This window comes from Roseateles rivi, from assembly GCF_043555845.1.
Classification (GTDB): Bacteria; Pseudomonadota; Gammaproteobacteria; order Burkholderiales; family Burkholderiaceae_C; genus Roseateles; species Roseateles rivi.
In genome coordinates, this window is the sequence record NZ_JBIGHZ010000001.1 from 97,951 (window position 1) to 120,788 (window position 22,838).

The 22,838-nt window shown below is 64.6% G+C and carries 24 protein-coding genes and 1 riboswitch; of the genes, 18 read left to right on the plus strand and 6 right to left on the minus strand.

Annotated features, from left to right (window positions below; genetic code table 11):
- Nucleotides 1–137: 137 nt before the first annotated feature.
- The 5 genes from ACG0Z6_RS00360 to ACG0Z6_RS00380 all read right to left on the minus strand — a co-directional run bounded on the left by ACG0Z6_RS00360 (nucleotide 138) and on the right by ACG0Z6_RS00380 (nucleotide 5,356).
- Entirely contained in the window at nucleotides 138–719 is a 582-nt protein-coding gene (locus ACG0Z6_RS00360) for a TMEM165/GDT1 family protein (protein WP_394457753.1), read from the minus strand.
- A gap of 55 nt (nucleotides 720–774) precedes the next feature.
- A riboswitch (yybP-ykoY riboswitch) is annotated at nucleotides 775–963 on the minus strand.
- Nucleotides 960–2,636 (minus strand): diguanylate cyclase domain-containing protein, encoded by a 1,677-nt coding sequence (locus ACG0Z6_RS00365; protein ID WP_394457754.1) that lies wholly within the window; start codon nucleotides 2,634–2,636, stop codon nucleotides 960–962. Its footprint overlaps the riboswitch before it by 4 nt.
- Nucleotides 2,633–3,061 (minus strand): hypothetical protein, encoded by a 429-nt coding sequence (locus tag ACG0Z6_RS00370; RefSeq protein ID WP_394457756.1) that lies wholly within the window; start codon nucleotides 3,059–3,061, stop codon nucleotides 2,633–2,635. Before ACG0Z6_RS00370 ends, ACG0Z6_RS00365 begins: the two co-directional genes overlap by 4 nt.
- A gap of 5 nt (nucleotides 3,062–3,066) precedes the next feature.
- Nucleotides 3,067–4,350 (minus strand): hypothetical protein, encoded by a 1,284-nt coding sequence (locus tag ACG0Z6_RS00375; RefSeq protein ID WP_394457758.1) that lies wholly within the window; start codon nucleotides 4,348–4,350, stop codon nucleotides 3,067–3,069.
- 166 nt (nucleotides 4,351–4,516) lie between these two features.
- The gene (locus ACG0Z6_RS00380) at nucleotides 4,517–5,356 is read right to left on the minus strand and encodes a 2OG-Fe(II) oxygenase (RefSeq protein WP_394457759.1); all 840 of its coding nucleotides are present in this window, start codon (nucleotides 5,354–5,356) and stop codon (nucleotides 4,517–4,519) included.
- 110 nt (nucleotides 5,357–5,466) lie between these two features.
- On the opposite strand from ACG0Z6_RS00380, the gene ACG0Z6_RS00385 reads away from it, so the two are divergent.
- Nucleotides 5,467–7,350 carry an ATP-binding cassette domain-containing protein gene (locus ACG0Z6_RS00385; RefSeq protein ID WP_394457761.1) on the plus strand — a complete coding sequence of 628 codons (1,884 nt, stop codon included), beginning with the start codon at nucleotides 5,467–5,469 and terminating at the stop codon, nucleotides 7,348–7,350.
- Here the strand turns inward: ACG0Z6_RS00385 and ACG0Z6_RS00390 are convergent.
- Entirely contained in the window at nucleotides 7,337–8,779 is a 1,443-nt protein-coding gene (locus ACG0Z6_RS00390; RefSeq protein ID WP_394457763.1) for an aminotransferase-like domain-containing protein, read from the minus strand. The two genes, ACG0Z6_RS00385 and ACG0Z6_RS00390, sit on opposite strands and share 14 nt — an antisense overlap.
- Before the next feature lie 131 nt (nucleotides 8,780–8,910).
- Here ACG0Z6_RS00390 and ACG0Z6_RS00395 point away from each other — a divergent pair, with 131 nt between their 5' ends.
- From ACG0Z6_RS00395 to ACG0Z6_RS00475, 17 genes are all read left to right on the plus strand, one after another.
- Entirely contained in the window at nucleotides 8,911–10,122 is a 1,212-nt protein-coding gene (locus ACG0Z6_RS00395; protein ID WP_394457764.1) for an aminotransferase-like domain-containing protein, read from the plus strand.
- A gap of 10 nt (nucleotides 10,123–10,132) precedes the next feature.
- Nucleotides 10,133–10,594: a GNAT family N-acetyltransferase gene (locus ACG0Z6_RS00400; protein WP_394457766.1), complete on the plus strand. Its 462-nt coding sequence runs from the start codon at nucleotides 10,133–10,135 to the stop codon at nucleotides 10,592–10,594.
- Between the two features lie 35 nt (nucleotides 10,595–10,629).
- Nucleotides 10,630–11,472, plus strand: coding sequence for a PhzF family phenazine biosynthesis protein (locus ACG0Z6_RS00405; RefSeq protein WP_394457768.1), 843 nt, complete (start codon nucleotides 10,630–10,632; stop codon nucleotides 11,470–11,472).
- A gap of 31 nt (nucleotides 11,473–11,503) precedes the next feature.
- Nucleotides 11,504–12,226: an alanyl-tRNA editing protein gene (locus tag ACG0Z6_RS00410; RefSeq protein WP_394457770.1), complete on the plus strand. Its 723-nt coding sequence runs from the start codon at nucleotides 11,504–11,506 to the stop codon at nucleotides 12,224–12,226.
- Nucleotides 12,223–12,840: a glutathione S-transferase family protein gene (locus ACG0Z6_RS00415; protein WP_394457772.1), complete on the plus strand. Its 618-nt coding sequence runs from the start codon at nucleotides 12,223–12,225 to the stop codon at nucleotides 12,838–12,840. The genes ACG0Z6_RS00410 and ACG0Z6_RS00415 overlap by 4 nt, the downstream gene beginning before the upstream one ends.
- 33 nt (nucleotides 12,841–12,873) lie before the next feature.
- Complete coding sequence (locus tag ACG0Z6_RS00420) at nucleotides 12,874–13,362, plus strand: GNAT family N-acetyltransferase (protein ID WP_394457773.1); 489 nt, start codon at nucleotides 12,874–12,876, stop codon at nucleotides 13,360–13,362.
- 71 nt (nucleotides 13,363–13,433) lie between these two features.
- Nucleotides 13,434–14,339, plus strand: a complete 906-nt coding sequence (locus ACG0Z6_RS00425; RefSeq protein ID WP_394457774.1) for an SMP-30/gluconolactonase/LRE family protein — start codon at nucleotides 13,434–13,436, stop codon at nucleotides 14,337–14,339.
- 145 nt (nucleotides 14,340–14,484) lie between these two features.
- Nucleotides 14,485–15,012, plus strand: a complete 528-nt coding sequence (locus tag ACG0Z6_RS00430; RefSeq protein ID WP_394457775.1) for an ATP synthase subunit I — start codon at nucleotides 14,485–14,487, stop codon at nucleotides 15,010–15,012.
- Nucleotides 15,013–15,015: 3 nt separating this feature from the next.
- Nucleotides 15,016–15,888, plus strand: a complete 873-nt coding sequence (atpB, locus tag ACG0Z6_RS00435) for a F0F1 ATP synthase subunit A (RefSeq protein ID WP_394457777.1) — start codon at nucleotides 15,016–15,018, stop codon at nucleotides 15,886–15,888.
- 62 nt (nucleotides 15,889–15,950) lie between these two features.
- Nucleotides 15,951–16,199 (plus strand): F0F1 ATP synthase subunit C, encoded by a 249-nt coding sequence (atpE, locus tag ACG0Z6_RS00440; RefSeq protein ID WP_394457778.1) that lies wholly within the window; start codon nucleotides 15,951–15,953, stop codon nucleotides 16,197–16,199.
- Nucleotides 16,200–16,236: 37 nt separating this feature from the next.
- Nucleotides 16,237–16,707, plus strand: coding sequence for a F0F1 ATP synthase subunit B (locus tag ACG0Z6_RS00445; RefSeq protein WP_394457780.1), 471 nt, complete (start codon nucleotides 16,237–16,239; stop codon nucleotides 16,705–16,707).
- Between the two features lie 2 nt (nucleotides 16,708–16,709).
- Nucleotides 16,710–17,243 carry a F0F1 ATP synthase subunit delta gene (locus ACG0Z6_RS00450; protein WP_394457782.1) on the plus strand — a complete coding sequence of 178 codons (534 nt, stop codon included), beginning with the start codon at nucleotides 16,710–16,712 and terminating at the stop codon, nucleotides 17,241–17,243.
- A 90-nt stretch (nucleotides 17,244–17,333) separates the two neighbouring features.
- Complete coding sequence (gene atpA / locus ACG0Z6_RS00455) at nucleotides 17,334–18,887, plus strand: F0F1 ATP synthase subunit alpha (protein WP_394457784.1); 1,554 nt, start codon at nucleotides 17,334–17,336, stop codon at nucleotides 18,885–18,887.
- Between the two features lie 58 nt (nucleotides 18,888–18,945).
- Complete coding sequence (atpG, locus tag ACG0Z6_RS00460; RefSeq protein WP_394457785.1) at nucleotides 18,946–19,818, plus strand: F0F1 ATP synthase subunit gamma; 873 nt, start codon at nucleotides 18,946–18,948, stop codon at nucleotides 19,816–19,818.
- 40 nt (nucleotides 19,819–19,858) lie between these two features.
- Nucleotides 19,859–21,271 (plus strand): F0F1 ATP synthase subunit beta, encoded by a 1,413-nt coding sequence (atpD, locus tag ACG0Z6_RS00465; RefSeq protein WP_394457787.1) that lies wholly within the window; start codon nucleotides 19,859–19,861, stop codon nucleotides 21,269–21,271.
- Nucleotides 21,272–21,442: 171 nt separating this feature from the next.
- Nucleotides 21,443–21,859 (plus strand): F0F1 ATP synthase subunit epsilon, encoded by a 417-nt coding sequence (locus ACG0Z6_RS00470; RefSeq protein ID WP_394457789.1) that lies wholly within the window; start codon nucleotides 21,443–21,445, stop codon nucleotides 21,857–21,859.
- A 182-nt stretch (nucleotides 21,860–22,041) separates the two neighbouring features.
- Complete coding sequence (locus ACG0Z6_RS00475; RefSeq protein WP_394457790.1) at nucleotides 22,042–22,809, plus strand: beta-ketoacyl synthase chain length factor; 768 nt, start codon at nucleotides 22,042–22,044, stop codon at nucleotides 22,807–22,809.
- The last annotated feature ends 29 nt before the right edge of the window (nucleotides 22,810–22,838 follow it).

The window sequence follows — 22,838 nt, forward strand, 5'->3', positions numbered from 1 at the left end:
TGCACAGCAAGCCCGCCCACCTTGGGCCAGAGGCTGTGCTGCATGACAGATCAGTATTCGGTCAGTTTGAAGAAGCGGGTGAGGGTCAGTTCTTTCTGAATTCGCCCGACCGCGAATTCCTCACTCCTCTATCGATATCACTGCGGTAGCCAGTTTGGCGTGGCCAACAATGTGGCCACGCCCAGCGCAGCAAACACCGCAGCGGCAACACCGTGCACCCAGCGTGTGGGAATGCGGTGCGCCAGGCGGTCTCCCAGCAGCACGGCGGGCACATTGGCCAGCATCATGCCCAGCGTGGTGCCCGCCACCACGGCCACAAAGTCGTTGTAGCGCGCCGCCAGGGCCACGGTGGCGATTTGCGTCTTGTCACCCATCTCTGCCAAGAAGAAGGCCACCACGGTGCTGACCAACACCGCCCAGCCCGTGCTGGCGCTGCGCGCTTGCACGTCGTCGAGCTTGTCGGGCACCAGCGCCCAGGCCGCCATGGCCAAAAAGCCCAGCCCCAAGCCCCATCGCAGCGTGTTGGCCGAGAGGTGGGCCGTCACCCAAGTGCCCAAGGCCGCGGCAGCGGCATGGTTGGCGAGGGTGGCGATCAATATGCCCAGGCAGATGAGACCGGGGCGGCGGTAGCGGGCTGCCAGCACAAAGGCCAGCAGCTGAGTTTTATCCCCGATCTCGGCCAGTGTGACCAAACCGGTGGCGATGGCAAAAGCTTCCATGAATGAGACCCATGCGACCGGCAAAAACCCATGACCACGCCCCCCGCCGGCCGCTAACCCGGAGGGTGTGGTCAAAGGTCTCGCCAGGCTGGATGCGCGCAAACCCCGCTGGGGTGCGGGTGGGTGCGGCGCTTCGGGCTGCTCGCGCCATGATTCCTTGAGGTGGAATGCAAGTCTGTTGACGCGAGCCTGCGGGGGCAATGCAAGTGCAGCGGCTACTCCCCAATGACGGCGCCGATTCTAGCCCTGGGGCAGCGCTGCAAAGCCGCTTTCTGCCTCGCTAGGGGCCAATTTCCCCGGGCGGTGCAACGTGTTGTCCCAGGCCATGGCGAAGGCGTTTTTGCCCGTGCGCTTGACTTCGTACATGGTCATGTCGGCCGCACGCATCAGGGCCGGTCGGCTCAGGCCGCTGTGCGGGGCGCAGGCAATGCCGATGCTTGCACCCAGCACCAAGGGCGGCACGCCCGCCAGGGTGAAGGGCTGTTGCAGGGAACTCAGCACGCATTGCGCAATCTCGGCCAGGCGCGGCGAATCGGTGCGGCAGTCCACCAGCACCACCACGAACTCGTCACCACCGAGCCGTGCCACCAGGTCTGAGCCGCGCTGCAAGCCGTCGCGCAGGCGCTGCGCCACGCGCCGCAGCACGCGGTCGCCAGCGTCGTGGCCGTGGTGGTCATTGACTTGCTTGAAGCCGTCCAGGTCGATGTAGAGCAGCGCCAGCTCGCGGCCGTTTTGCAAGGCCATGTCAATGGCGTCCTCCACCGAGCGGCGGTTGCGCAGCCCGGTCAGGGCGTCGGTTTCGGCCAGTTCCAGCGTGGCACGCTCTTTGGCCCGCCGTGCCGTGATGTCATAGAGCACGCCCTCCACCGACACCGGCTGCCCGGCCTGCGGGCCTTGCGCTGACAGCAGACAGTGCACCCAGCGCAGGGGCGCAGAGTCCTTGAGCTCCAGGTCCGCGGTGACGCTGCTGGCGCTGCTGCGCGCGTCTTTGAGTAAGTCCATAAACTGCTCGGGGTGTTTGAAGGCCAGCTCCCACCAGGGTGTGCCGTGCTGCTCATAGGCCTGTTCGCGCGACACCCCCAGCATGCGAAACAGCGTGGGGTTGGCGTTGATGAGCCCCCCCTGCGGCGCCAACACCACGATGCCTGCGCTGCTGGCATCAAAAATGGCGCGGTACTGCCGCTCCAGCGCCGTGACTTCGGTGCGCAGCTCGCGCTCGCGGTGCAACGCGGCCGCGTTGTCCCGCAGCATGGCGTTGAGGCTGTGTACCAGTTGGCCGATTTGGTCTTGCTCATGCCCGCGCGGCACGGGCAGCTGCTCGCGGCTGTCGGGCTGCAGCCGGATCAAGCGTGCCACGATGCGGCTGATGGGGCGGCTCACCAGCATGCTGGTGAGGGCGTAGACCACCAGTGCCATGCACAGCGCCGCCCCCACCGCCACACCCGCCAGCACCAAGGCACGCTGCTGCGCGCGCGCGCGCAGTGCGGGTTGGTTGCCGTAGAGCTCGATCGTGCCGAGCTCCTCAAAGGGGCGAAAGGGCGCGCGCAACACGCGGCTGACGCTGGCTTGCGCCCCGGCTTCGGGGCTGGGTCCGGCGCGGCCCAGCGTCTGGCCGCTGCGCAGGGTCAGCGAGGCGGCAGTGATGGTGGGGTCGCGCACCAGACCATCGGCCAGCTCTTGAGCCAGCACGGGGTCTTTGGCGTAGGCTGCAATGGTGGCGCTGTTCTCCAGCGTGTCGATCAGCCGCGTGAAGCTGTCTTGGTCCTCCAGCTGCGCCGCATGAAAGGCCTGAACAAAGGCCACCGGGCCGACCACGGCTGAAAACGCCAGCGCCGCCAGCGTGCACAACACAAAGAGTCGACCTTGAATGCTGGTGGACAAAGGCGCGCGGCCCAGACTTGAGTCGGTTCGCCTCATGGGTCTTTGAGCTGCAGGACTACCCTGAGGCCAGGCTGACGCGGCTCATGCGCCAGATAGCTGATGCTCAAGGGGTTGCGCCTGAGGGTCTGCAGCAGCTGTTCCTGTGTGGCCATGGGCTGGGGCGGCATGCTCTGCCCAGCAAAGCTCAGGCGCGCCCAGTAACTGTTGATTTCCGGCAGCCCCATGCCGGTGAGCCGGAAGTAGAACTCCTGACGCACCGGGCTTTGGCGTGGCTGGTCCAGCGGCGTGGCGAACTCACCGCTGGGGAAGGTGCGCGAGCGGCTGAGGAAAATATCTTGCAGCTCACGTTGCGTGAGCGACTTGACGGGTGATTGGGTGCTGACGACCACGTACACATCGGCCCAACACGGACCCGACACCAGGGCCGCCAGCGCGAGAAGGGTGGGGTGGAGGCACTTCATGGCGTTCAAAAACTGAAGTCCACCGTGACGGAGCTGACCGTGGCACGACGCTGCTGCGGGCTCAGCGGCTGCCCCCAAAGGCCACCACCCACGGGCCGCACCGTCACGCGCTCAATCTGTGCCTTGAGGGCGATGTTTTCGGCCAGATCGCGCCTGAGCCCCAACGACCAGCTGTGCTGGTCATTGCGCAGCAGGTTTACCGCGGCGCTGCTCTGGTCCCCCACCATTTGCAGCTGGGCCGCAGCAGCCGCACCCAGCACAGGGGCAAGCGCGGCCTGCCATTGCGGTGCGGCCATGGCCGGGCGGTCCGGCCGTGCTTGCGCGTACATCACGTAGGGCTGCCAATCCTGCCAACGGTAGGCGGCGCTGACGTACCAGCGCTTGCCATTGGGCAGCGAGGCCGCGCTGCTGCGCACATGGCTCCACTCTGTCATCCAGCTCCAAGCGCCTAGCTCATAGGCGGCCCCCACGGCCGAATAGACGGGCGCGGTGCCGCGGATGTGCAAGGCTTGGGAGAGGGCTTGAGCCTGTGTGTTCAAGGGTGGGGGCAACTGAGACTCCAGTTGCTGCAGGGCCGCGTTGAGCTGAGGCACATTGAGCTCAGAGCCCACACGCAGGCGCACTTGGCTGGCTCTGAGCGTCCAGCCATCGCGCTGCGCCGACAGCACCACGCCAAGGCCGCGGTCAATGTCTAAACGGTATTTCCCCAAGGCCGCATGTGAAACCGTGCGCCCCGTCTGTCCGCCCTGCACTTTGAGGCGCCAACGCCAGCCCCAGTTTTGCTGGTTGTATTCGACGTCAGCGCCATCCAGGGCGTAGATCGGCATCCAGCCATAGAACTCTGGGCTGGGCCTGACCCAGGGGTAGGCCACGCCGACTTGACGCACATCACCCAGCATGTAGGCATCCAGCCCCAGGCGGCCCAGGCGCAGGGTCCATTGCGGCAGCGGGCTCCAGCCCGCAAAAGCCATGGACAGGCTTTGGTTGCTGAGCTTGTTTTGCACGCTGTCTGCCACCAGCACCTGCGCCACGGCCTGCCATTGGGGCGTGGGCTGCCAGTTCAGTTGCAGGCCCAGCCGCGAATCCACGCCCAGCACTGGCGTGCGGGCACGGTGGGCTTGTTCGGTGTCCCGCCGAAAGCCACCCAGCGCCAGAGTGTTGACGCGTGTCGCGCCCAGGGTGCCAAAGCCGCTGATACGCAGGCCCTGGCCTGTGCTGGCAGTGTCAAGCTCGGGCTCGGACGCAGGTGCAGCCGTTTGCGCACCGACCACCGTGCACAACAACGCCAACGACGCCAGGACGCCAAGCCTTAGCCTGTCCATAGGTTGGCCATCCGAGGTTGAGGTGATGCCATGTGGCACGGCCTTTACAGCATTGTTCAGAGCCTCAAGGATAGGTTCAGTCGGGGCTGTTGCGCCAATGCTGTTCAACGTGTTTTGGCGCAGTGCCGAAAATTCACGCCTCAGAATTGCCGATATGGCGACAGCGTTGTTGCCGGTGCCATTGAACGGCGAGGTATTTCACGCCGCTGACCACGGGCATGCCAGCGTGCCAAGTGGCTTGGTCCTCCTGCCCTTGGGCGTCTACATTGGCAAAGTAAAGCCAAGCGCCTTGCACAGGGCGCAGCTCCAAGCCCTGTCTGACAAAGTGCGTGGCGCCCCCCGTTTGCACCTCGCTGAGGTAGAGCACGCTCGTGCCCACGCGCTGCCCGCCCTGGGCCAACAGGGCTTGGTGATCGGGGTCGCTGCGATCGAAGAAGTCTGTGTGGGCGCGAGACTGCCCGCCCGGGCCGTAGCGCTGCACCTGGAGGGCTTCAGACTGTTCGAGCGGCCAGCCCAGAAGCTCAGAGAGGCGCTGCTCCACGCGGGCATGCAGGCGGCGCAGCTCGGCAGCTGGCGCTTGGCCCTGCGGTGTCTGTGCCGCACCGTGCATCAGAGCCTCACATTCCTTGGGGCTGAGTACGTCGAGCATCAGCACCAGCTCGGGCTGCTGGTGGTGCATGACCATGCGCACCAGCGTGCCATCGCGGCAGCGGTATTGGTTGTGCTGCAGGCGTGGCTGGGGCCGTGTGAGCAAGCTGCTGTTGGTTGCAACAGCGCTGCGGCGGGGCAGGGCCAGCGGGCCCAGCCAGTCGGGGTGCAGGGGGTCGCAGGCGGCGGCCAGGGCGTCTTGCGCCACATCGCTGGGCCAGCCGCCTTGTTCGAGCAAAGGCAGCAGCACCGAGGTGGCGCAACCGCGCTCCAGATTGCTACGCAACCAAGACTGCCATTCGGGTGTCAGATGCTGCACAGCCACGGGCGCTCCCTTTGCTGGAGATATCTCGTCGAGCATAGCTGGCCTTGGGGTCAGACAGTGCAGGCGATGGCGCGCCAGCAACGTTGGCGGCTCTGGGACAATCCCGCCCCATGGCTGTTCTCTCAATCTCTGACGCGCACCTGGCTTTTGGCCATGTGCCCCTGCTGGACGCGGCGAATTTCTCGCTCGAAGCCGGTGACCGTGTGGGCCTGATCGGCCGCAACGGCACGGGCAAGTCCTCTTTGCTGAAAATTCTCGCGGGCCTGGAAAAGCTCGACGACGGGCTGCTGCAACTGCAGCAGGGCCTGCGCACGGTCTATGTGCCGCAGGAACCCGAGCTGGATGCGCAATCCACCATCTTTGACGCTGTGGCCGACGGTGTGGCCGAAGCGCGCGCGCTGCGCCTGCGCTTTGAGCAGCACGCGCCGGGCGATGACCTCGGGGCCATGCAGGAGCGGCTGGAGCAGCTCGAAGGCTGGACCTGGGAGCAGCGCGTGGACGAAACCCTGCAGCGCCTGGGCCTGGACGGGACGCGGCGCGTGGGCGAGCTCTCGGGCGGCCTGAAAAAGCGCGTGGCGCTGGCGCGCGCGCTGGTGGCGCGGCCCGATGTGCTGCTGCTGGACGAGCCCACCAACCACCTGGATTTGGAAGCCATACGCTGGCTCGAAGGCTTGCTCAACGCCTTTGGCGGCTCGCTGCTGCTCATCACCCACGACCGCGCCTTCTTGGACGCCGTGTGCACGCGCATCGTGGAACTCGACCGCGGCCAGCTGCGCGGCTACCCCGGCAACTTTGCCGCCTTCCAGGCCGCCAAAGCCTACGAGCTGCAAAACGAGGCCTTGGCCCAGGCGCGCTTTGACAAAGTGCTGGCGCAGGAAGAGGTCTGGATTCGCAAGGGCGTCGAAGCACGGCGCACGCGCAGCGTGGCGCGGGTGGCGCGGCTGCAGGAAATGCGCACGCAGCGCATGGCGCGGCGCGATGTGCAAGGCCGCGTGCGCCTGGACATCGACGCGGGCAGCGCCAGCGGCAAGATCGTGGCCGAGCTCGAAGGCGTGTGCAAACGCTTTGGCGAGCGCGCCGTGGTGCAGGACTTCTCCACCACCATCTTGCGCGGCGACAAGATCGGCCTGATCGGCCCCAATGGCGCGGGCAAGACCACGCTGCTCAAGCTCATCCTGGGTGAACTCGCTCCCGACGAGGGCAGCGTGCGCCAGGGCACACGCCTGTCCGTGGCCTATTTCGACCAGATGCGCGCCACCCTCAACCCCGATGCCACGCTGGCCGACACCATCAGCCCGGGCAGCGAGTGGATTGAAATCGGCACCCAGAAGAAGCACGTCAACAGCTATCTGGCGGACTTTTTGTTCTCGCCCGCGCGCGCCAACTCACCCGTGAAAAGCCTCTCGGGCGGCGAGCGCAACCGCCTGCTGCTGGCGCGCTTGTTCGCGCGCCCGGCCAATGTGCTGGTGCTGGACGAGCCCACCAACGATCTGGACATCGAAACCCTGGAGCTGCTCGAAGAGCTGCTGGCCGATTACGACGGCACCGTGTTCCTGGTCAGCCACGACCGGCGCTTTGTCGACAACGTCGTCAGCAGCTGTCTGGTGGCCGAAGGCCAGGGCCTGTGGCGCGAGTACGTGGGCAATGTGCAGGACTGGCTCTTGCAATCGCAGCGCGCGGCCGAGCTGCAGGCCAAGGCGGCGCCCGCCACCGCTGGCGCTGCCGTGCCCGCACCGGCCAGCACGGCAGCGGCTACCCCGGCTGCGCTGCCCAAGCGCAAGCTCAGCTACAAAGAGCAGCGCGAGCTCGACGAGCTGCCCGCGCGCATCGAGCAGCTGGAGGCCGAGCAACAGCAGCTCGCCGCCTTGATGGGCGGCACCGAGCTCTACACCCAGGGTGCGGCGCGCATTCAGGAAGTGACCGACCGCGCCAGCCAGATCGAAGACCAGCTGATGCAGCTGCTGGAGCGCTGGGACACCCTCAGCAGCCGCTGAGCCGCGCCGCAACGCTGCCGCTGCGCAGCAGCGTTTCGCGGCAGCGCACCAGGGCTTTCCAAAACGCCGCGTCTTGCGAGCTGGCGAAGTTGATGCGCATGAGCGAGCCAGCCTCGCGCTGCGGGCTGAACAAGCTGCCCGGTGCGCACAGCCAGCCCTCTTCGCGCAGGCGCTGGCCCAGCCGCTCGCTGTCCACACCCACATCCACCCAACCGAACAGGCCCGCGGGCGGCGTGACAAAGCGCACCCCATGCGCCAGCGCCAGCTTGACCGTGCGTTCGCGCGCGGCCTCCAGCTGCGCCAGCACGCGTTCGGCATGGCGGCGCAGCAGGCCCTGGCGCAGGCAGTGGGCCACAGCGCGCTCTAACCAGGCCGGGGTGGTGAGGGTGGAGAGCAGCTTCATGTCCACCAGGCGCTCCTGCCACTGCGGCGGTGCGGCCAAAAAGCCCACGCGCCAGCCGGGGCTGAGCATTTTCGAAAAGCCCGAGATGTAGATGGTGCGCTGCAGCCCGTCCAAGGCGGCCAGGCGCGGCAGGTGCGGGGGCGCGAAGGCGGCGTAGGTGTCGTCCTCGACGATCATCAAGTCCGCGGCCTCGGCGAGTTTGAGCAGCTGGTGGGCCTGGCTCAGGCTGATGCTGCTGCCCGTGGGGTTGTGCAGCACCGACACCGTGGCGTAGAGCCGCGGCCGGTGCTGGGCAATGAGCTGTTCCATCACCGCCAAGTCCGGCCCTTGCGCGCCGCGCGGCACGGGCAAGAGCTGCATGCCGGCCTGGCTCAGGCGCGCGTACTCCACGGCCCAGCCTGGGTCGTCCACCAGCACGGCGTCACCCGGGCGCAGCAGCGCGCGCGTCACCAGGTCCAGCGCCTGCGTGGCCCCCACGGTGGTGAGAATTTGCTTGGGTGCGGCCACGATGCCCAGCTCCGCCAGGCGCTGGCTCAAGGCCTCGCGCAGCCCGGCGTCACCCAGCGGGTCGCCATAGTCCACCACCGAATCGGCGCTGCTGCTGTTGAGCGCCTTGCGCAGGGCCGACTGCAGCATCACCCCGTCCAGCCATGTGGCGGGCAGGGTGCCCAGGCCCGGGGCGGGGCGGCCACCGTGTTCGAACATGCTGCGTATCAAGGCCGTGGCATCCAGCGGCTGCACGGCTGGGCTCAGCGGGGCCAGTTGCGGCGCGGCGCGGCGCGGGCCCGGCGGGCGCACGAAAAAGCCGCGTTGCTTGCGCGCTTCCACCAGCCCGCGTGCCAGCAGCTGGTCATAGGCCGCGACCACGGTGCTGGGGCTGATGCCGTGACGCCGCGCACATTCCCGCACCGAAAGCAAACGGCTGCCCGGTGCCAGCAAACCTTGGGTGATGCGTTCGCTCAACTGCCCCGCCAGCTGTTCAGTCAAGGGCTGTTTGCTGGAACGCTCAAGTTGGAGTGGATTCATGCGGCGGGCGGCGCTGTATGGTTGTTGCGACTGATACAGATGGCGAGCTGTAATGGCTAACTGTATGGGTACAGGGCGCGGCTGTCTGTCTAGACTGACCCTTAACTGCGTTGTATTGCCGGAGTCTTTGCATGTCTGCTAGCCCTTGGATCCAAGCCCGCCGTACGGCGCGCATGAACCCGTCGCTGATCCGCGAAATTCTCAAAATCACCGACCGCCCCGGCGTGCTGTCCCTGGCCGGTGGCCTGCCTTCGGCCGACACCTTCCCCATCGAGGCCATTCAAGCCGCTTGCGACCGCGTGCTCAGCACCCAGGCGCGCGAGGCCTTGCAGTACGCGCCCAGCGAAGGCTTTGCGCCGCTGCGCGACTGGGTGGTGGCCAAGATGGCCGGGCTGGGGCTCAACATCAGCGCCAGCCAGGTGCTGGTGACCAACGGCTCGCAGCAGGGCCTGGACCTGGTGGGCAAGGTGATGTGCGAAGCCGGCGCGCCCGTGGGCGTCGAAACCCCCACCTATTTGGGGGCCCTGCAGGCCTTCAACCCCTACGAGCCGATTTTCAAAAGCCTCGCCAGTGACCATGAAGGCGTGCGCCCCGAGGCCTTCACGGCCCTGGAGCGCGAGGCCCCAGGCACGCGCTTTGCCTATGTGCTGCCGAATTTCCAAAACCCCACGGGCCGCGTCATGAGCGCGCAGCGGCGCGACGAGGTCGTGGCCGCCGCGCAGGCTGCGGGTGTGCCGCTGGTGGAAGACAACCCCTACGGCGACCTGTGGTTTGACGCGCCGCCCGCCGCCTCGCTGGCCTCTCGCTGGCCTGCTGGAACGGTCTACCTGGGCTCGTTCTCCAAGGTGCTCACGCCGGGCTTTCGCCTGGGCTATGTGGTGGCGCCCACCGAGCTCTACCCCAAACTCCTGCAGGCCAAGCAAGCGGCCGATTTGCACACGCCAGGCTTCAACCAGCGCGTGGTCTACGAGGTCATCAAAGACGGCTTTTTGGACCGCCACATCCCCGAGATTCGCGCCCGCTACAAAGCCAACCGCGACGCCATGGCAGAGGCGCTGCGCCAGCATCTGCCCCAAGGCAGCGAATGGCTGGAACCCCAGGGCGGCATGTTCTTCTGGGTGCGCTTGCCCGAGGGGCTGGACGCCATGGCCCTGCTCGAGACTGCTGTAGCCGCCGGTGTGGCCTATGTGCCGGGCGCGGCTTTCTTTGCGCACCAGGCAGATGTGCGCAGCGTGCGCCTGTCTTACGTGACGCTCACGCCTGAGCGCATCCGCGAGGCCGTGGCCATTTTGGGCCGGGTCTTGCATGCGGCGCTCGATCAAGCCCCGCAACCCACGCCTTAAACTCGGCCGCATGAACCCTCCCCTCAGCCCGGCAGTCCGCATTCGCCACGCCTGGGGGGAGGCTGATCTGGCTCAGATCCACGCTTTTTTGTCGCGCTCCTATTGGGCCGAGGGCATGCCGCTGGACCTGCTGCGCCGCGCCATGCAGGGTTCCATGAACTTCCTGCTGGTCGATGACAGCGCTCCGGCCAGCGAGCAGCTCTGCGGCTATGCGCGCGTCATCACCGACCGCGCCACCTACGCCTATCTCTGCGATGTGTTTGTGCTCCCCGCCTGCCGTGGTCGCGGCTGGGGTCGGCAGCTCATCGCCGCCGTGATGCAGCATCCCGAGCTGCAGGGCCTGCGCCGCATGCAGCTGGTCACCCGCGATGCTCACGGCCTCTACGCCCCCTTCGGCTTCACAGCCCTGGCCCACCCGGAGCGGGCCATGGAAATCGCCCGACCTGGGCTCTACCTGCCGCCGCAGGACTGAGCCGCACACCACCCACCACCTACCCAGATAGCCCCATGAGCCAACTGCGCCGCTTCCTGCAAGTCGATGTGTTCACCGATGAGGCACTCAAAGGCAATCCGCTGGCCGTGGTGGTGGATGGCGCAGGCCTGGACGAATCGCAGATGGCCGCGTTTGCGCGCTGGACCAATCTGAGCGAAACCACCTTTCTGCTGCCACCCACCGATCCGTCGGCCGATTACCGGGTGCGCATCTTCACGCCGGGCGGCGAACTGCCTTTCGCGGGCCACCCCACCCTGGGTTCGGCCTACGCTTGGCTTAGCACTGGCGGCGACCCTAAGCAGCCTGGGCAGCTGGTGCAGGAGTGCGGCATTGGCCTTGTGCGCCTGCGCCGCGAGGGCGCTCGCCTGGCTTTTGCCGCGCCGCCGCTGCGCCGCTCAGGCCCGGTGCAGGAGCAGGCCTTGCGCGAACAAGTGCTGCGCTCGCTGTGTGTGAATGACTCCGACTTGCTGGACCTGGTCTGGGTGGACAACGGCCCGGGCTGGATGGCCGCGCGCCTGCCCGACGCCGCCCGCGTGCTGGCCCTGCAACCCGACTTTGCTGCCATGCGTGGGCTCAAGCTCGGCGTGGTGGGCGCCTACCCACCCGGCGCCCCCGCGCAGTTCGAAGTGCGGGCCTTCGTGCCGGACCTGGGCGTACCTGAGGACCCGGTCACCGGCAGCCTGAATGCCGGTCTGGCCCTGTGGCTGCAGGGTGCGGGCTTGGCACCGCAGCGCTACACGGCCGCCCAGGGCGCGGCGCTGGGGCGCTCAGGCCGCATCCATGTGTTGCGCGAAGGCGAGCACACCTGGATTGGCGGCGATGTGCAGCCCCTGATCCACGGCCAGGTGCGGCTGTGACTCCATTGACCTCTGCAACCCAGGCGCTGCCATGAGCTTTTCTCCCACCCAAGACCTGTTTCGTGAAGATGCGCAGCTGCGCGAATGCAGTGCCACCGTGCTGCGCGTGGACGAGCGCGGCATTTTGTTAGACCGCACGGTGTTCTACCCGCAAGGCGGCGGGCAGGCCGGTGATGCCGGTGTGCTGCGCTTGGCCGATGGACGCCAGATTGGCATTGCCGACACGCGAAAAGGCGAGGGCGGCGAAATCCTCCACCTGCCCGCCACCGGCGCTGATCTTGCGGGTCTGGCGCCAGGCGTGGTGCTGTTGGCGCAGCTGGATTGGACGCGGCGTCATGCCCATATGCGCTTTCACACCGCCACCCATTTGCTGTGTGCGCTGGTGCCGCACCCGGTGGATGGCTGCTCCATCACCGCGGGCTATGCGCGGCTGGATTTCCACATGACCGATGCGCTGGACAAAGAAGCGCTCACAGCGGGTCTGGCGCGCCTGGTGTCTGGGGCTCATGCGGTGAGCCACAGCTGGATCAGCGATGAGGAACTCGACGCCAACCCCGGTTTGGTGCGCAGCATGAGCGTGCAGCCCCCGCGCGGTACGGGCCGGGTGCGCGTGCTCAAGATCGACGGTGTGGACCTGCAGCCCTGCGGTGGCACCCATGTGAACAACACCGCCGACATTGGCCCCGTGGTGGTGACCAAGATTGAGAAGAAGAGCGCCAAGACCCGGCGTGTCGTGCTGGGCTTTGCATCATGAGCGCGCTCAAAATTTTGGGCCGAGCAGGCTCTATCAATGTGCGCAAGGTATTGTGGACCTGCTTGGAATTGGGTCTGAGCTTTGAGCGCGAGGAGCGTGACTGGCGCTCACCAGATTTCCTGGCACTCAACCCCAACGGCATGATGCCGGTGCTGCTGGACGGGGCTGACTTTGTGCTTTGGGAGAGCAACACCATCTGCCGCTATCTGGCGCATCGCCAAGGCCGGGCTGACTTGCTGCCCAGCACGCCGCGTGAGCGTGCGCGCGTGGAGCGCTGGATGGACTGGCAGGCCACCGAGCTCAACAACAGTTGGCGTTATGCCTTCATGAGCTTGGTACGACAAAGTCCGGCGCACCAGGACGCCGAGCTGCTGCGCGCAGGCATCGAGGGCTGGAACCGGCACATGACCCTGCTCGACGCCCAGCTGCAAAGCACCGGCACTTTCGTGGTGGGGCCTGAGTTCACGCTGGCCGATGTGGTGCTGGGCCTGTCCACCCATCGCTGGCGCGCTGCCCCCATGGACAAGCCGGAGCTGCCTGCGCTGGAGGCTTTTTATCAGCGCCTCTGCCAGCGCCCCGCATTCATGGCCCAGGGGCCTGGGGCAGGCCCCTGAGCAGGCAAGCAGCACCCCGCTACACTCGACTGCGTGCAAACGCCTGACTACGAACTGCGCCCACTCGAGCCCGAGCTGCTTGAGGACGCACGCGACATCCTGCTGGACTACGCACGCAGCCTCAAGGTTGACCTGTGTTTCCAAAACTACGACCAGGAGCTCGCCACGCTGCCCGGTGAGTACGCCGAGCCCGCTGGCGTGCTGCTGCTGGCCTATGTCGACGGGCAGGTGGCCGGTTGCGGGGGCTTTCGCCCGCTGGCCGATGTCGACTACCCCAATGCCTGCGAGATGAAGCGCCTCTACGTGCGCTCAGCGTTTCGCCGTTTTGGCTTGGGGCGCGTGCTGGCGCAAGCGCTCATCGACCGCGCCCAGGCTCAGGGCTACTCCTGCATGCTGCTGGACACGCTGGACGATATGGAGGCCGCGCGCGACCTCTACGACACCTTGGGTTTTGTCGAAGTGCCACCCTACTACTACAACCCCATTCCCGGCGCGCACTACTTGAAAGTCGATTTGCTCTGATTGCAGCCCAGCAGGCACACCGGCCGGTAACCTAGGGATTACACCGGCAAGCATGGCGTAGCATCGGAACCATGCAAGAACAACAACACGCAGCGCTGATGCTGGCTTCGGAGACTCCAGCATTGCTGGGCGAGTCGCCCTTGTGGCACCCGGTGGCGCAACAGCTCTTCTATGTGGACATTCCTGGCCGCGCCTTGCATTGCCTCAGCACGCGTGGCGCCACGCGGCAGTGGGCGCTCAGTGATGAGCCCGGCTGTGTGGCTGCGGTGGCTGACGGTTCGGTGCTGCTGGCCCAGCGCAACGGGCTGTGGCGCCTGGACCCGCTCACCGACGAATACCACCAACTCACCCCACCGCCCTACGACGCTGCGCGCCAACGCTTCAACGATGGCAAGCCTGATCCGCGCGGGCGCCTCTGGGTGGGCACACTGGACGACGCGCGCCGCCCCGAAGCCGCGCTCTATTGCTGGAGCGACGGCCAGTTCCAGCGCCGGGCCGAGGGCATCACCACCTCGAATGGCTTGGCCTGGTGCCCGCAAGGGCAGCTGATGTACTGGGCCGACACCAAAGCCCACACGATTTACCGCATGAGCTTTGACCTCGAGACGGGTGCCTTGGGTGAGCGCGAGGTGTGGGCGCGTTTTGCACCCCGGGCCGAGGGCCAGCCTTTGGAGAGCTATGGGGGGCGCCCCGATGGCGCTGCTGTGGATGAAGAGGGCTGCTACTGGGCGGCCATGTACGAAGGTCAGCAAGTGCTGCGCCTCTCGCCCCAAGGTGAGGTGGTGCAGCAGGTTTCGCTGCCCGTGCGCTGCCCCACCATGGTGGCCTTTGGCGGGGCGGACCTGCGCACGCTCTACATCACCACCGCGCGCGACAAGCGTCCGGCCGACGAACTGGCCCAGCAGCCCTGGGCGGGGCATGTGCTGAGCATGCGCGTCTCGGTGCCCGGTCTGGCGGCTTCGTTGGTTGCCTTGTGAAGGTGATGAGCCTCGCCTAGCTGCGAGGGTGCGGCGCTGTCAAGCAAAAAACTCTTAGCTCACTTCAGCTTTGCTTCGGGGTGGGCTTTTGAAACTCCCTATAATCCCGCGGATTTGCCGGTTCCCTGGCACTGCATAGAACGTCATGACTTCTGAGGGTGAGCGCGAAGTGTTGCGCAAGCGGGCGCATCAGGCGCCGCAGTGGCAAGACAGTGTGGATGCAGATGGGGCCGACGAAAGTGCTTTCAAGAGCTTGACCTCCGAGGAGGCGCAGGCCTTGAGGCAACGGCTACCCGCCGTCTCGCCCTGGCATGTGGTTGCAGGGCAAGCCTTGGTGGGGCTGGTGCTGGTGGTGTTGTGGTGGCTGTTCGCGCCCAATGCCTCGGCCCCGTGGTCTGCGCTGTATGGCGCGGCTGCGGTTGTGTTGCCCAATGCCTTGATGGCGTGGGGCCTCACCAGACGACCGGTCCTGAATGCCGGCACTGCGGTGCTGTCGCTGATGGTCTGGGAGTTGATCAAGATGATGTTGGCCATGGCCATTTTGGTGGCGGTGGTCTTGAAGGTGCAGCAGCTCCATTGGCTGGCGTTGTTGTCGGCGTTGTTGCTGTGCCTCAAAGCGAATTGGCTGGCCCTGTTTTTGCGGGGTCGAAACGGAAATAGAACGGGAATCTGAACCATGGCAGCTGAAGGACACGCGCCGACCGCGGGTGAGTACATCACCCACCATTTGCAGCACTGGCAGAAGAACTTCGCTTTCGAGGATGTGAAGCAGAAGAACATCATCGACTTCACGGTGTTCAACCTAGATTCGCTGATCTTCACGGTGGTTCTGGGCGTGCTGGCCTGCTTCTTCCTGTGGCGTGCTGCGCGCAGCGTCCACGCTGGCGTTCCCGGTCGCTTCCAGGCGGCCGTGGAGATGTTGATCGAGATGGTCGACAACCAAGCCAAGGGCGTGATCCACAACGAGAAGAGCCGCAAATTCGTCGGGCCCGTGGCCCTGACGGTGTTTGTGTGGATCTTCTTTATGAACTTCATGGACATGCTGCCCGTGGACTGGTTGCCCGGTCTGTGGGCCAACCACGGTCCTCATGCCGACCCGCATCACGCCTATATGCGTGTGGTGCCCACGGCCGACCTGTCGACCACGCTGGGCTTGTCGACGGCCGTGCTGCTGCTGTGCCTCTACTACAACATCAAGATCAAGGGTCTGGGTGGTTGGGGCCATGAGCTGATCTCTGCGCCCTTCGGTGCTCACCCTGTGCTGTGGCCATTCAACTTCGCGATGCAAATCATCGAGTTCCTGGCCAAGACCGTCTCTCATGGCATGCGGTTGTTCGGCAATATGTTTGCCGGTGAGCTGGTGTTCATGTTGATCGCTTTGATGGGTGGCGCTTGGGCCATGACGGGCACCGGTATCGGCTTGGCCATCGGCCATGTCGTGGCGGGCACCATCTGGACACTGTTCCACATCCTGGTGATCGTTCTGCAGGCCTTCATCTTCATGATGTTGACCCTGATCTACCTCGGCCAGGCGCACGACGCGCACTGATCCCGACTCGTTCTTTGCTTTTCTCACCCCTTCCTTCTTTTTCAACCTCTCAGGAGCAAACAATGGAAAACACCCTCGGCCTCGTCGCTCTGGCTTGCGGCATCATCGTTGGTCTGGGCGCAATCGGCGCTTCGATCGGTATCGCACTGATGGGCGGTAAGTTCCTCGAGTCTTCTGCTCGTCAACCCGAGTTGATGGGTGAACTGCAGACCAAGATGTTCATCTTGGCCGGTCTGATCGACGCTGCATTCCTGATCGGCGTGGCAATTGCTCTGCTGTTTGCCTTCGCAAACCCCTTCCTGCCGAAGTAATCCGCTCGAAACCTTTCACGACTGAAAGGATCGTGCCGTGAATATCAACGCAAGCCTTTTCATTCAGTGGATTCCGTTCTTCATCCTGGTGTGGTTCACGGCCAAATTCATTTGGCCGCCCATTACCAAGGCGCTGGACGAGCGCGCTGAAAAAATCCGTGCGGGCTTGGCTGCCGCTGACCAGGCGAAAGCCGAGCTGGCTACTGCCAACAAAAAGGTCGACGAGCAACTCGCCGCAACGCGCAACGAAACCGCCAAGCTGTTGGCTGACGCTGAAAAGCGTGCAGCCGCCATCGTGGAGGAGGCCAAGCAGCGTGCAGTCGATGAAGGCGCCAAGATCGTTACCGCTGCCAAGGCTGAGGCCGAGCAGCAGTCGGTGCGTGCCCGTGAAGCCCTGCGCGAGCAAGTGGCTGCACTGGCCGTCAAAGGTGCTGAGCAAATTCTGCAACGCGAGGTCAATGCTGGCGTGCATGCCGAATTGCTGGGCCGTCTGAAGACGGAGCTGTAATCATGGCTGAACTCGCAACCATTGCCCGCCCGTACGCCGAGGCGCTGTTCCAGGTGGCATCCCGTCAGGATGTCTCCACTTGGAGGCAGCAGCTCGACGCGCTGGCCCTGGTCGCTCAGGACAGCCAGCTGCGCCAGTTTGCCGACAGCCCCAAGGTCAGCGCCGAACAGGTGATTGACGTCATGGTGGCTGCCGCCAAAACGACGCTGCAGCCGGGTGTGCTGAACTTCCTGCGTGAGGTGATTGCCAACGGTCGCCTGGCCGCGCTGCCGGCGATGGTCGAGCAGTTCCACGTCCTGGCCAACGCCGCTTCCGGCGTGGCCGATGCGCGCATCTACAGCGCTTTCCCCATCGAGCCCGCTCAGCTGGCCGAGGTGATTGCTACGCTGGAGAAGCGCTTCGGTCGCAAGCTGCAAGCCCATGTTGAGCTGGAGCCTGCCTTGATCGGCGGTATCCGCGTGGTGGTCGGCGACGAGGTGCTGGATACCTCCGTCAAAGCGCGGTTGGAGCGTATGAAGGCCGCATTGGCGGCCTGAAGGACCGGATACGAAACGCGTATACCCCGATGAACCCGGGTTGCGTGCCCTGCCTGAGGGCAGCAACCCGCGACTCCATGGGAGCAAGCAATGCAACTGAATCCTGCTGAAATTTCCGAACTGATTAAAAGCCGTATCGAAGGCCTGGGCGCTTCGACCGATGTCCGCAACCAGGGCACGGTCGTTTCCGTGTCTGACGGCATCGTGCGTGTCCACGGCTTGTCCGATGTGATGCAAGGCGAAATGCTGGAGTTCCCCGCCAGTGCCGACGGTCAACCGTCCTTCGGCTTGGCGCTGAACCTCGAGCGCGACTCCGTGGGTGCCGTGATTTTGGGCGCTTACGAGCACATCTCTGAAGGCGACACCGTCAAGTGCACGGGCCGCATTCTGGAAGTGCCCGTGGGCCCCGAGCTGATCGGCCGCGTGGTCAACGCCTTGGGTCAACCCATCGACGGCAAAGGCCCGATCAACGCCAAGATGACGGACGTGATCGAAAAGGTCGCTCCCGGCGTGATCGCCCGTAAGTCTGTGGACCAGCCCGTGCAAACCGGCCTGAAGTCCATCGACTCCATGGTGCCCGTCGGCCGTGGTCAGCGCGAGCTGATCATTGGCGACCGCCAGACCGGTAAGACCGCTGTGGCCATCGACGCGATCATCAACCAGAAGGGTCAGAACATGACCTGCGTGTACGTCGCGATCGGCCAGAAGGCTTCGTCGATCAAGAACGTCGTGCGCGCCCTGGAAGCTGCTGGTGCGATGGACTACACCATCGTCGTGGCAGCCTCGGCTTCTGAGTCTGCAGCCATGCAGTACGTCTCGGCCTACTCTGGCTGCACGATGGGTGAGTACTTCCGCGACCGCGGCCAAGACGCGCTGATCGTGTATGACGATCTGTCCAAGCAAGCCGTGGCTTACCGCCAGGTTTCGCTGCTGCTGCGTCGTCCCCCGGGCCGCGAAGCTTTCCCTGGCGATGTGTTCTATCTCCACAGCCGCCTGCTGGAGCGTGCCGCTCGCGTCAACGCCGAGTACGTCGAAGCCTTCACCAAGGGTGAAGTCAAGGGCAAGACCGGTTCGCTGACGGCGCTGCCCATCATCGAAACGCAAGCCGGTGACGTGTCGGCCTTCGTGCCGACCAACGTGATCTCGATCACTGACGGCCAGATCTTCCTGGAAACCAACCTGTTCAACGCAGGTATCCGCCCCGCGATCAACGCCGGTATTTCGGTGTCTCGCGTCGGTGGTGCGGCCCAGACCAAGCTGATCAAGTCCCTGTCCGGCGGTATCCGTACCGACTTGGCGCAGTACCGTGAGCTGGCTGCCTTCGCGCAGTTCGCTTCCGATCTGGACGAAGCCACCCGCAAGCAGCTTGACCGCGGCGCGCGCGTGACTGAACTGCTCAAGCAAGCTCAGTACTCGCCTCTGCCCATCAGCTTGATGGCGGCTTCGCTGTACGCGGCCAACAAGGGCTTCATGGACAGCCTGGACGTCAAGAAGGTTCTGCCTTTCGAGCACGGTCTGCACCAGTTCCTGAAGACCAGCCACGCCGCTTTGCTGGCCAAGCTGGAGGCCGATAAGGCCATGGACAAGGATGCTGAAGCCGAGCTGAACGCTGCCATCACCACGTTCAAGAAGTCCTTCGCCTAATGCCCATGACGGGGCGGATCAAGCACTGCTGAGCCGCCCCATCTGAACAGGAGAAATCATGGCATCAAGCAAGGAAATTCGCGGCAAGATCAAGAGCTTCGAGAACACGAAGAAGATCACCAAGGCCATGGAGCTGGTGTCCGCTTCCAAAATGCGCAAAGCGCAGGACCGGATGCGTGCAGCCCGCCCCTACAGCGAGAAGATCGGCAACATCGCCGCCAATCTCGCCCAGGCCAACCCCGAATACCACCACCCTTTCATGGTCAAGAACGACCAGGCCAAGGTGGCGGGCTTTGTGGTGGTGACGACCGACAAGGGTCTTTGTGGTGGCTTGAACACCAACCTGCTGCGCGCCACCACCAACAAGCTCAAAGAGCTTGAAGGTGAGGGTCAGAAGGCTGAAGTCGTTGCCATCGGCAACAAGGGCAACAGCTTCATGAACCGCATTGGCGCCAAGGTGGTGGCTCATGTGACGCAGCTGGGCGACCAGCCGCACATCGAGAAGCTCATCGGCCCGGTCAAGGTGCTGCTCGACAAGTACGCCGCTGGCGAGCTGTCCGCCGTCTACCTCTGCTACACACGCTTTATCAACACGATGAAGCAAGAGCCGGTGGTGCAGCAACTGCTGCCGCTGACGGCTGAAGGCATGAAGGGCGAAGGCGCCAGCCACTCGTGGGACTACATCTACGAGCCGGACGCAGCCACCGTCATTGACGAGCTGCTGGTGCGCTACACCGAGGCGCTGGTCTACCAGGCCGTCGCAGAGAACATGGCGTCCGAGCAATCGGCACGCATGGTGGCCATGAAGGCCGCAACCGACAACGCAGGCAACCTGATTGCTGAGCTCAAGCTGGTCTACAACAAGACCCGCCAAGCCGCCATCACCAAGGAGCTCAGCGAGATCGTCGGTGGCGCCGCCGCCGTGGGCTGATCGCAGGCAACGCAACGATTTGAATTGAAGGAACGAAAAAATGGCTAACACTCAACCAGTGGGCAAGATCGTTCAGTGCATCGGCGCCGTGGTGGACGTGGAGTTCCCCCGCGACCAGATGCCCAAGGTCTATGACGCCTTGAAGATGGAAGGCTCGGCGCTGACGCTGGAAGTTCAGCAGCAGCTGGGCGACGGCGTGGTGCGTACCATTGCTCTGGGCTCGTCCGACGGTCTGCGTCGTGGCACCGAGGTCTACAACACCGGTGACACCATTCGCGTGCCGGTGGGTGCGCCCACGCTGGGCCGCATCATGGACGTGCTGGGCAACCCCATCGACGAGCGCGGCGACATCGACCAGTCGGCCACCGCCTCCATCCACCGCAAGGCTCCGGCTTACGACGAGCTGAGCCCCTCGACCGAACTGCTGGAAACCGGCATCAAGGTGATCGACTTGATCTGCCCCTTCGCCAAGGGCGGTAAGGTGGGTCTGTTCGGTGGTGCCGGCGTGGGCAAGACCGTGAACATGATGGAGCTCATCAACAACATCGCCAAGGCCCACAGCGGTCTGTCGGTGTTTGCTGGCGTGGGCGAGCGTACCCGTGAGGGCAACGACTTCTATCACGAGATGGCCGACTCCGGCGTGGTCAACCTCGAGTCCCTCAAAGACTCCAAGGTGGCCATGGTCTACGGTCAGATGAACGAGCCTCCGGGCAACCGTCTGCGCGTGGCGCTGACGGGCCTGACCATGGCTGAGTCCTTCCGTGACGAAGGCCGTGACGTGCTGTTCTTCGTGGACAACATCTACCGCTACACCCTGGCCGGTACCGAAGTGTCCGCACTGCTGGGCCGTATGCCTTCTGCCGTGGGCTATCAGCCGACGCTGGCCGAAGAAATGGGTCGCCTGCAAGAGCGCATCACCTCCACCAAGGTGGGTTCGATCACCTCCATCCAGGCCGTTTACGTGCCTGCCGATGACTTGACCGACCCCTCGCCTGCCACGACCTTTGCTCACTTGGACGCCACCGTCGTGTTGTCGCGTGACATCGCTGCGCTGGGCATCTACCCCGCTGTGGACCCGCTGGACTCGACCTCGCGTCAAGTGGACCCCAACGTGGTGGGCGAAGATCACTACAGCACCACGCGTGCGGTGCAGGGCATTCTGCAGCGCTACAAGGAACTGCGCGACATCATCGCGATTCTGGGTATGGACGAGCTGTCGCCTGAAGACAAGCTGGCCGTGGCCCGCGCTCGCAAGATCCAGCGCTTCCTGTCGCAGCCCTTCCATGTGGCCGAAGTCTTCACCGGCTCGCCCGGCAAGTACGTGCCGCTGAAGGAAACCATCCGTGGCTTCAAGATGATCGTGGGCGGCGAGTGCGATCACCTGCCTGAGCAGGCGTTCTACATGGTCGGCACGATCGACGAAGCCTTCGAAAAGGCGAAGAAGCTGCAGTAAGCGGCGCATTTGGGCCTCAGGCGTCGTTGCCGTGCTCGCCGGACAGGGAGTCCGGCTGTGCGCGACGCCTAGCCTGAGACCCGACTGCTTGCTTCCTGCACCTTCTTCCTCGCTGGGAACGAGGGTTGGGGAAGCAGACTTACTTCAACTTCAACGCGAGAAAGATTGAACATGGCAACCATTCATGTTGACGTGGTGTCCGCCGAGGAGCGCATCTTCTCGGGCGAGGCCAAGTTCGTGGCGCTGCCTGGTGAAGGCGGCGAGCTGGGCATCCTGCCCAAGCACACGCCCTTGATCACGCGCATCAAGCCCGGTGCCGTGCGCATCGAGCGTGCCGACGGTGGCGAGGAATTCGTCTTCGTCGCTGGCGGTCTGCTGGAAGTTCAGCCTGGCACCGTGACCGTGCTGGCCGACACTGCCATCCGCGGCAAGGACTTGGACGAAGCCAAGGCCAACGAAGCCAAGAAGCAGGCCGAAGAGGCCATGAAAAACGCCAAGAGCGACATCGACTTTGCCAAGGCGCAAAGCGAATTCGCCATCATGGCGGCGCAGATTGCGGCCTTGCGCAGGTTCCGCAGCAAGCGCTGAAGAACGATCCGGCCCTCAGGCTTGGTTCAAGACAACCCGCAACTTGTTGCGGGTTTTTACATTCTTGGACCCCGCAATTTCCCTCACCACCCCAAAAGGTGGGTGACCACGGTTGCGGTGAGCAGCACTCATTAGAATCGCGCGCCTGCGGTCTTTGACACCGTATTCAACAATTTCAACAAATGTCTGGTGGTGCTCTTATCAGCTTCGGCGTGCAGCGGTGGTCCGCGTGGGCACCAGGTCTGGACTCCAACGAAAAATGGCTGAGCTGGTTTGATGCGCCCTCGTCGATCCCAGCTTCGGCCGAAATGGCGCCACTGCCCTGGATGGCACCCCTGCAGCGTCGGCGCCTAGAGCCCTTTGGGCGAGCCTTGTTTCAGGTAGCGCATGAGGTGCTACCGGACATTGGCTTTGAGGGGCCTATTGTCTTGGCTTCGGGTTGGGGGGAAGTTGGCCGCGCTGTGACCATGCTTCAGTCTTTGGCGTCGGGGCAGGGTGTGTCACCGACGCAATTCAGTTTATCGGTGCATAACGCGGCGGTGGCGCAACATGCCATCGCGCAACAGTGTCGCGGCAACATCACAGCGCTGAGTGGCGCAGACGGTAGTGCACATGCGGGGCTGCTGGAAGCGCTGGCCCTGATCAAGGACGGCGCCAGCCGCGTGATCTTGCTCAGTGTTGAGCAGCCGGTGCCGGAGTCCTACGCGGCGGAGTTGCAGGCCCGCCCGTGTGCTGATGTTGTGCCCAGCCTGCGCGCGTGGGCCGTGGTGTTGGATGGGCAGGCGCAAGGCCTGAGCTTGCGACAGGGGGATGACCTCGCCTTGTCTGAGAACGGCCCGAATGCGTCCTTGGACTTGCTGGCGTTTCTCGTCGGCGCGGGACGTGGCGTCAGCCATGCACTTGGATGTGGGGGCTTTTCTTTGGTGCGGGACCCACGATGCGCCGCTTGACCAGGCTTTGGAGAATCTTCGCCACTGCC

What these genes read in the sequence shown, in the direction of transcription:
- ACG0Z6_RS00360 (WP_394457753.1), bottom strand. Translation starts at nt 719, where the DNA reads ATGGAAGCTTTTGCCATCGCCACCGGTTTGGTCACACTGGCCGAGATC.
- ACG0Z6_RS00365 (WP_394457754.1), bottom strand. Translation starts at nt 2,636, where the DNA reads ATGAGGCGAACCGACTCAAGTCTGGGCCGCGCGCCTTTGTCCACCAGC.
- ACG0Z6_RS00370 (WP_394457756.1), bottom strand. Translation starts at nt 3,061, where the DNA reads ATGAAGTGCCTCCACCCCACCCTTCTCGCGCTGGCGGCCCTGGTGTCG.
- ACG0Z6_RS00385 (WP_394457761.1), top strand. Translation starts at nt 5,467, where the DNA reads ATGGCTGTTCTCTCAATCTCTGACGCGCACCTGGCTTTTGGCCATGTG.
- ACG0Z6_RS00390 (WP_394457763.1), bottom strand. Translation starts at nt 8,779, where the DNA reads ATGAATCCACTCCAACTTGAGCGTTCCAGCAAACAGCCCTTGACTGAA.
- ACG0Z6_RS00395 (WP_394457764.1), top strand. Translation starts at nt 8,911, where the DNA reads ATGTCTGCTAGCCCTTGGATCCAAGCCCGCCGTACGGCGCGCATGAAC.
- ACG0Z6_RS00400 (WP_394457766.1), top strand. Translation starts at nt 10,133, where the DNA reads ATGAACCCTCCCCTCAGCCCGGCAGTCCGCATTCGCCACGCCTGGGGG.
- ACG0Z6_RS00405 (WP_394457768.1), top strand. Translation starts at nt 10,630, where the DNA reads ATGAGCCAACTGCGCCGCTTCCTGCAAGTCGATGTGTTCACCGATGAG.
- ACG0Z6_RS00410 (WP_394457770.1), top strand. Translation starts at nt 11,504, where the DNA reads ATGAGCTTTTCTCCCACCCAAGACCTGTTTCGTGAAGATGCGCAGCTG.
- ACG0Z6_RS00415 (WP_394457772.1), top strand. Translation starts at nt 12,223, where the DNA reads ATGAGCGCGCTCAAAATTTTGGGCCGAGCAGGCTCTATCAATGTGCGC.
- ACG0Z6_RS00425 (WP_394457774.1), top strand. Translation starts at nt 13,434, where the DNA reads ATGCAAGAACAACAACACGCAGCGCTGATGCTGGCTTCGGAGACTCCA.
- ACG0Z6_RS00430 (WP_394457775.1), top strand. Translation starts at nt 14,485, where the DNA reads ATGACTTCTGAGGGTGAGCGCGAAGTGTTGCGCAAGCGGGCGCATCAG.
- atpB (WP_394457777.1), top strand. Translation starts at nt 15,016, where the DNA reads ATGGCAGCTGAAGGACACGCGCCGACCGCGGGTGAGTACATCACCCAC.
- atpE (WP_394457778.1), top strand. Translation starts at nt 15,951, where the DNA reads ATGGAAAACACCCTCGGCCTCGTCGCTCTGGCTTGCGGCATCATCGTT.
- ACG0Z6_RS00450 (WP_394457782.1), top strand. Translation starts at nt 16,710, where the DNA reads ATGGCTGAACTCGCAACCATTGCCCGCCCGTACGCCGAGGCGCTGTTC.
- atpA (WP_394457784.1), top strand. Translation starts at nt 17,334, where the DNA reads ATGCAACTGAATCCTGCTGAAATTTCCGAACTGATTAAAAGCCGTATC.
- atpG (WP_394457785.1), top strand. Translation starts at nt 18,946, where the DNA reads ATGGCATCAAGCAAGGAAATTCGCGGCAAGATCAAGAGCTTCGAGAAC.
- atpD (WP_394457787.1), top strand. Translation starts at nt 19,859, where the DNA reads ATGGCTAACACTCAACCAGTGGGCAAGATCGTTCAGTGCATCGGCGCC.
- ACG0Z6_RS00470 (WP_394457789.1), top strand. Translation starts at nt 21,443, where the DNA reads ATGGCAACCATTCATGTTGACGTGGTGTCCGCCGAGGAGCGCATCTTC.
- ACG0Z6_RS00475 (WP_394457790.1), top strand. Translation starts at nt 22,042, where the DNA reads ATGTCTGGTGGTGCTCTTATCAGCTTCGGCGTGCAGCGGTGGTCCGCG.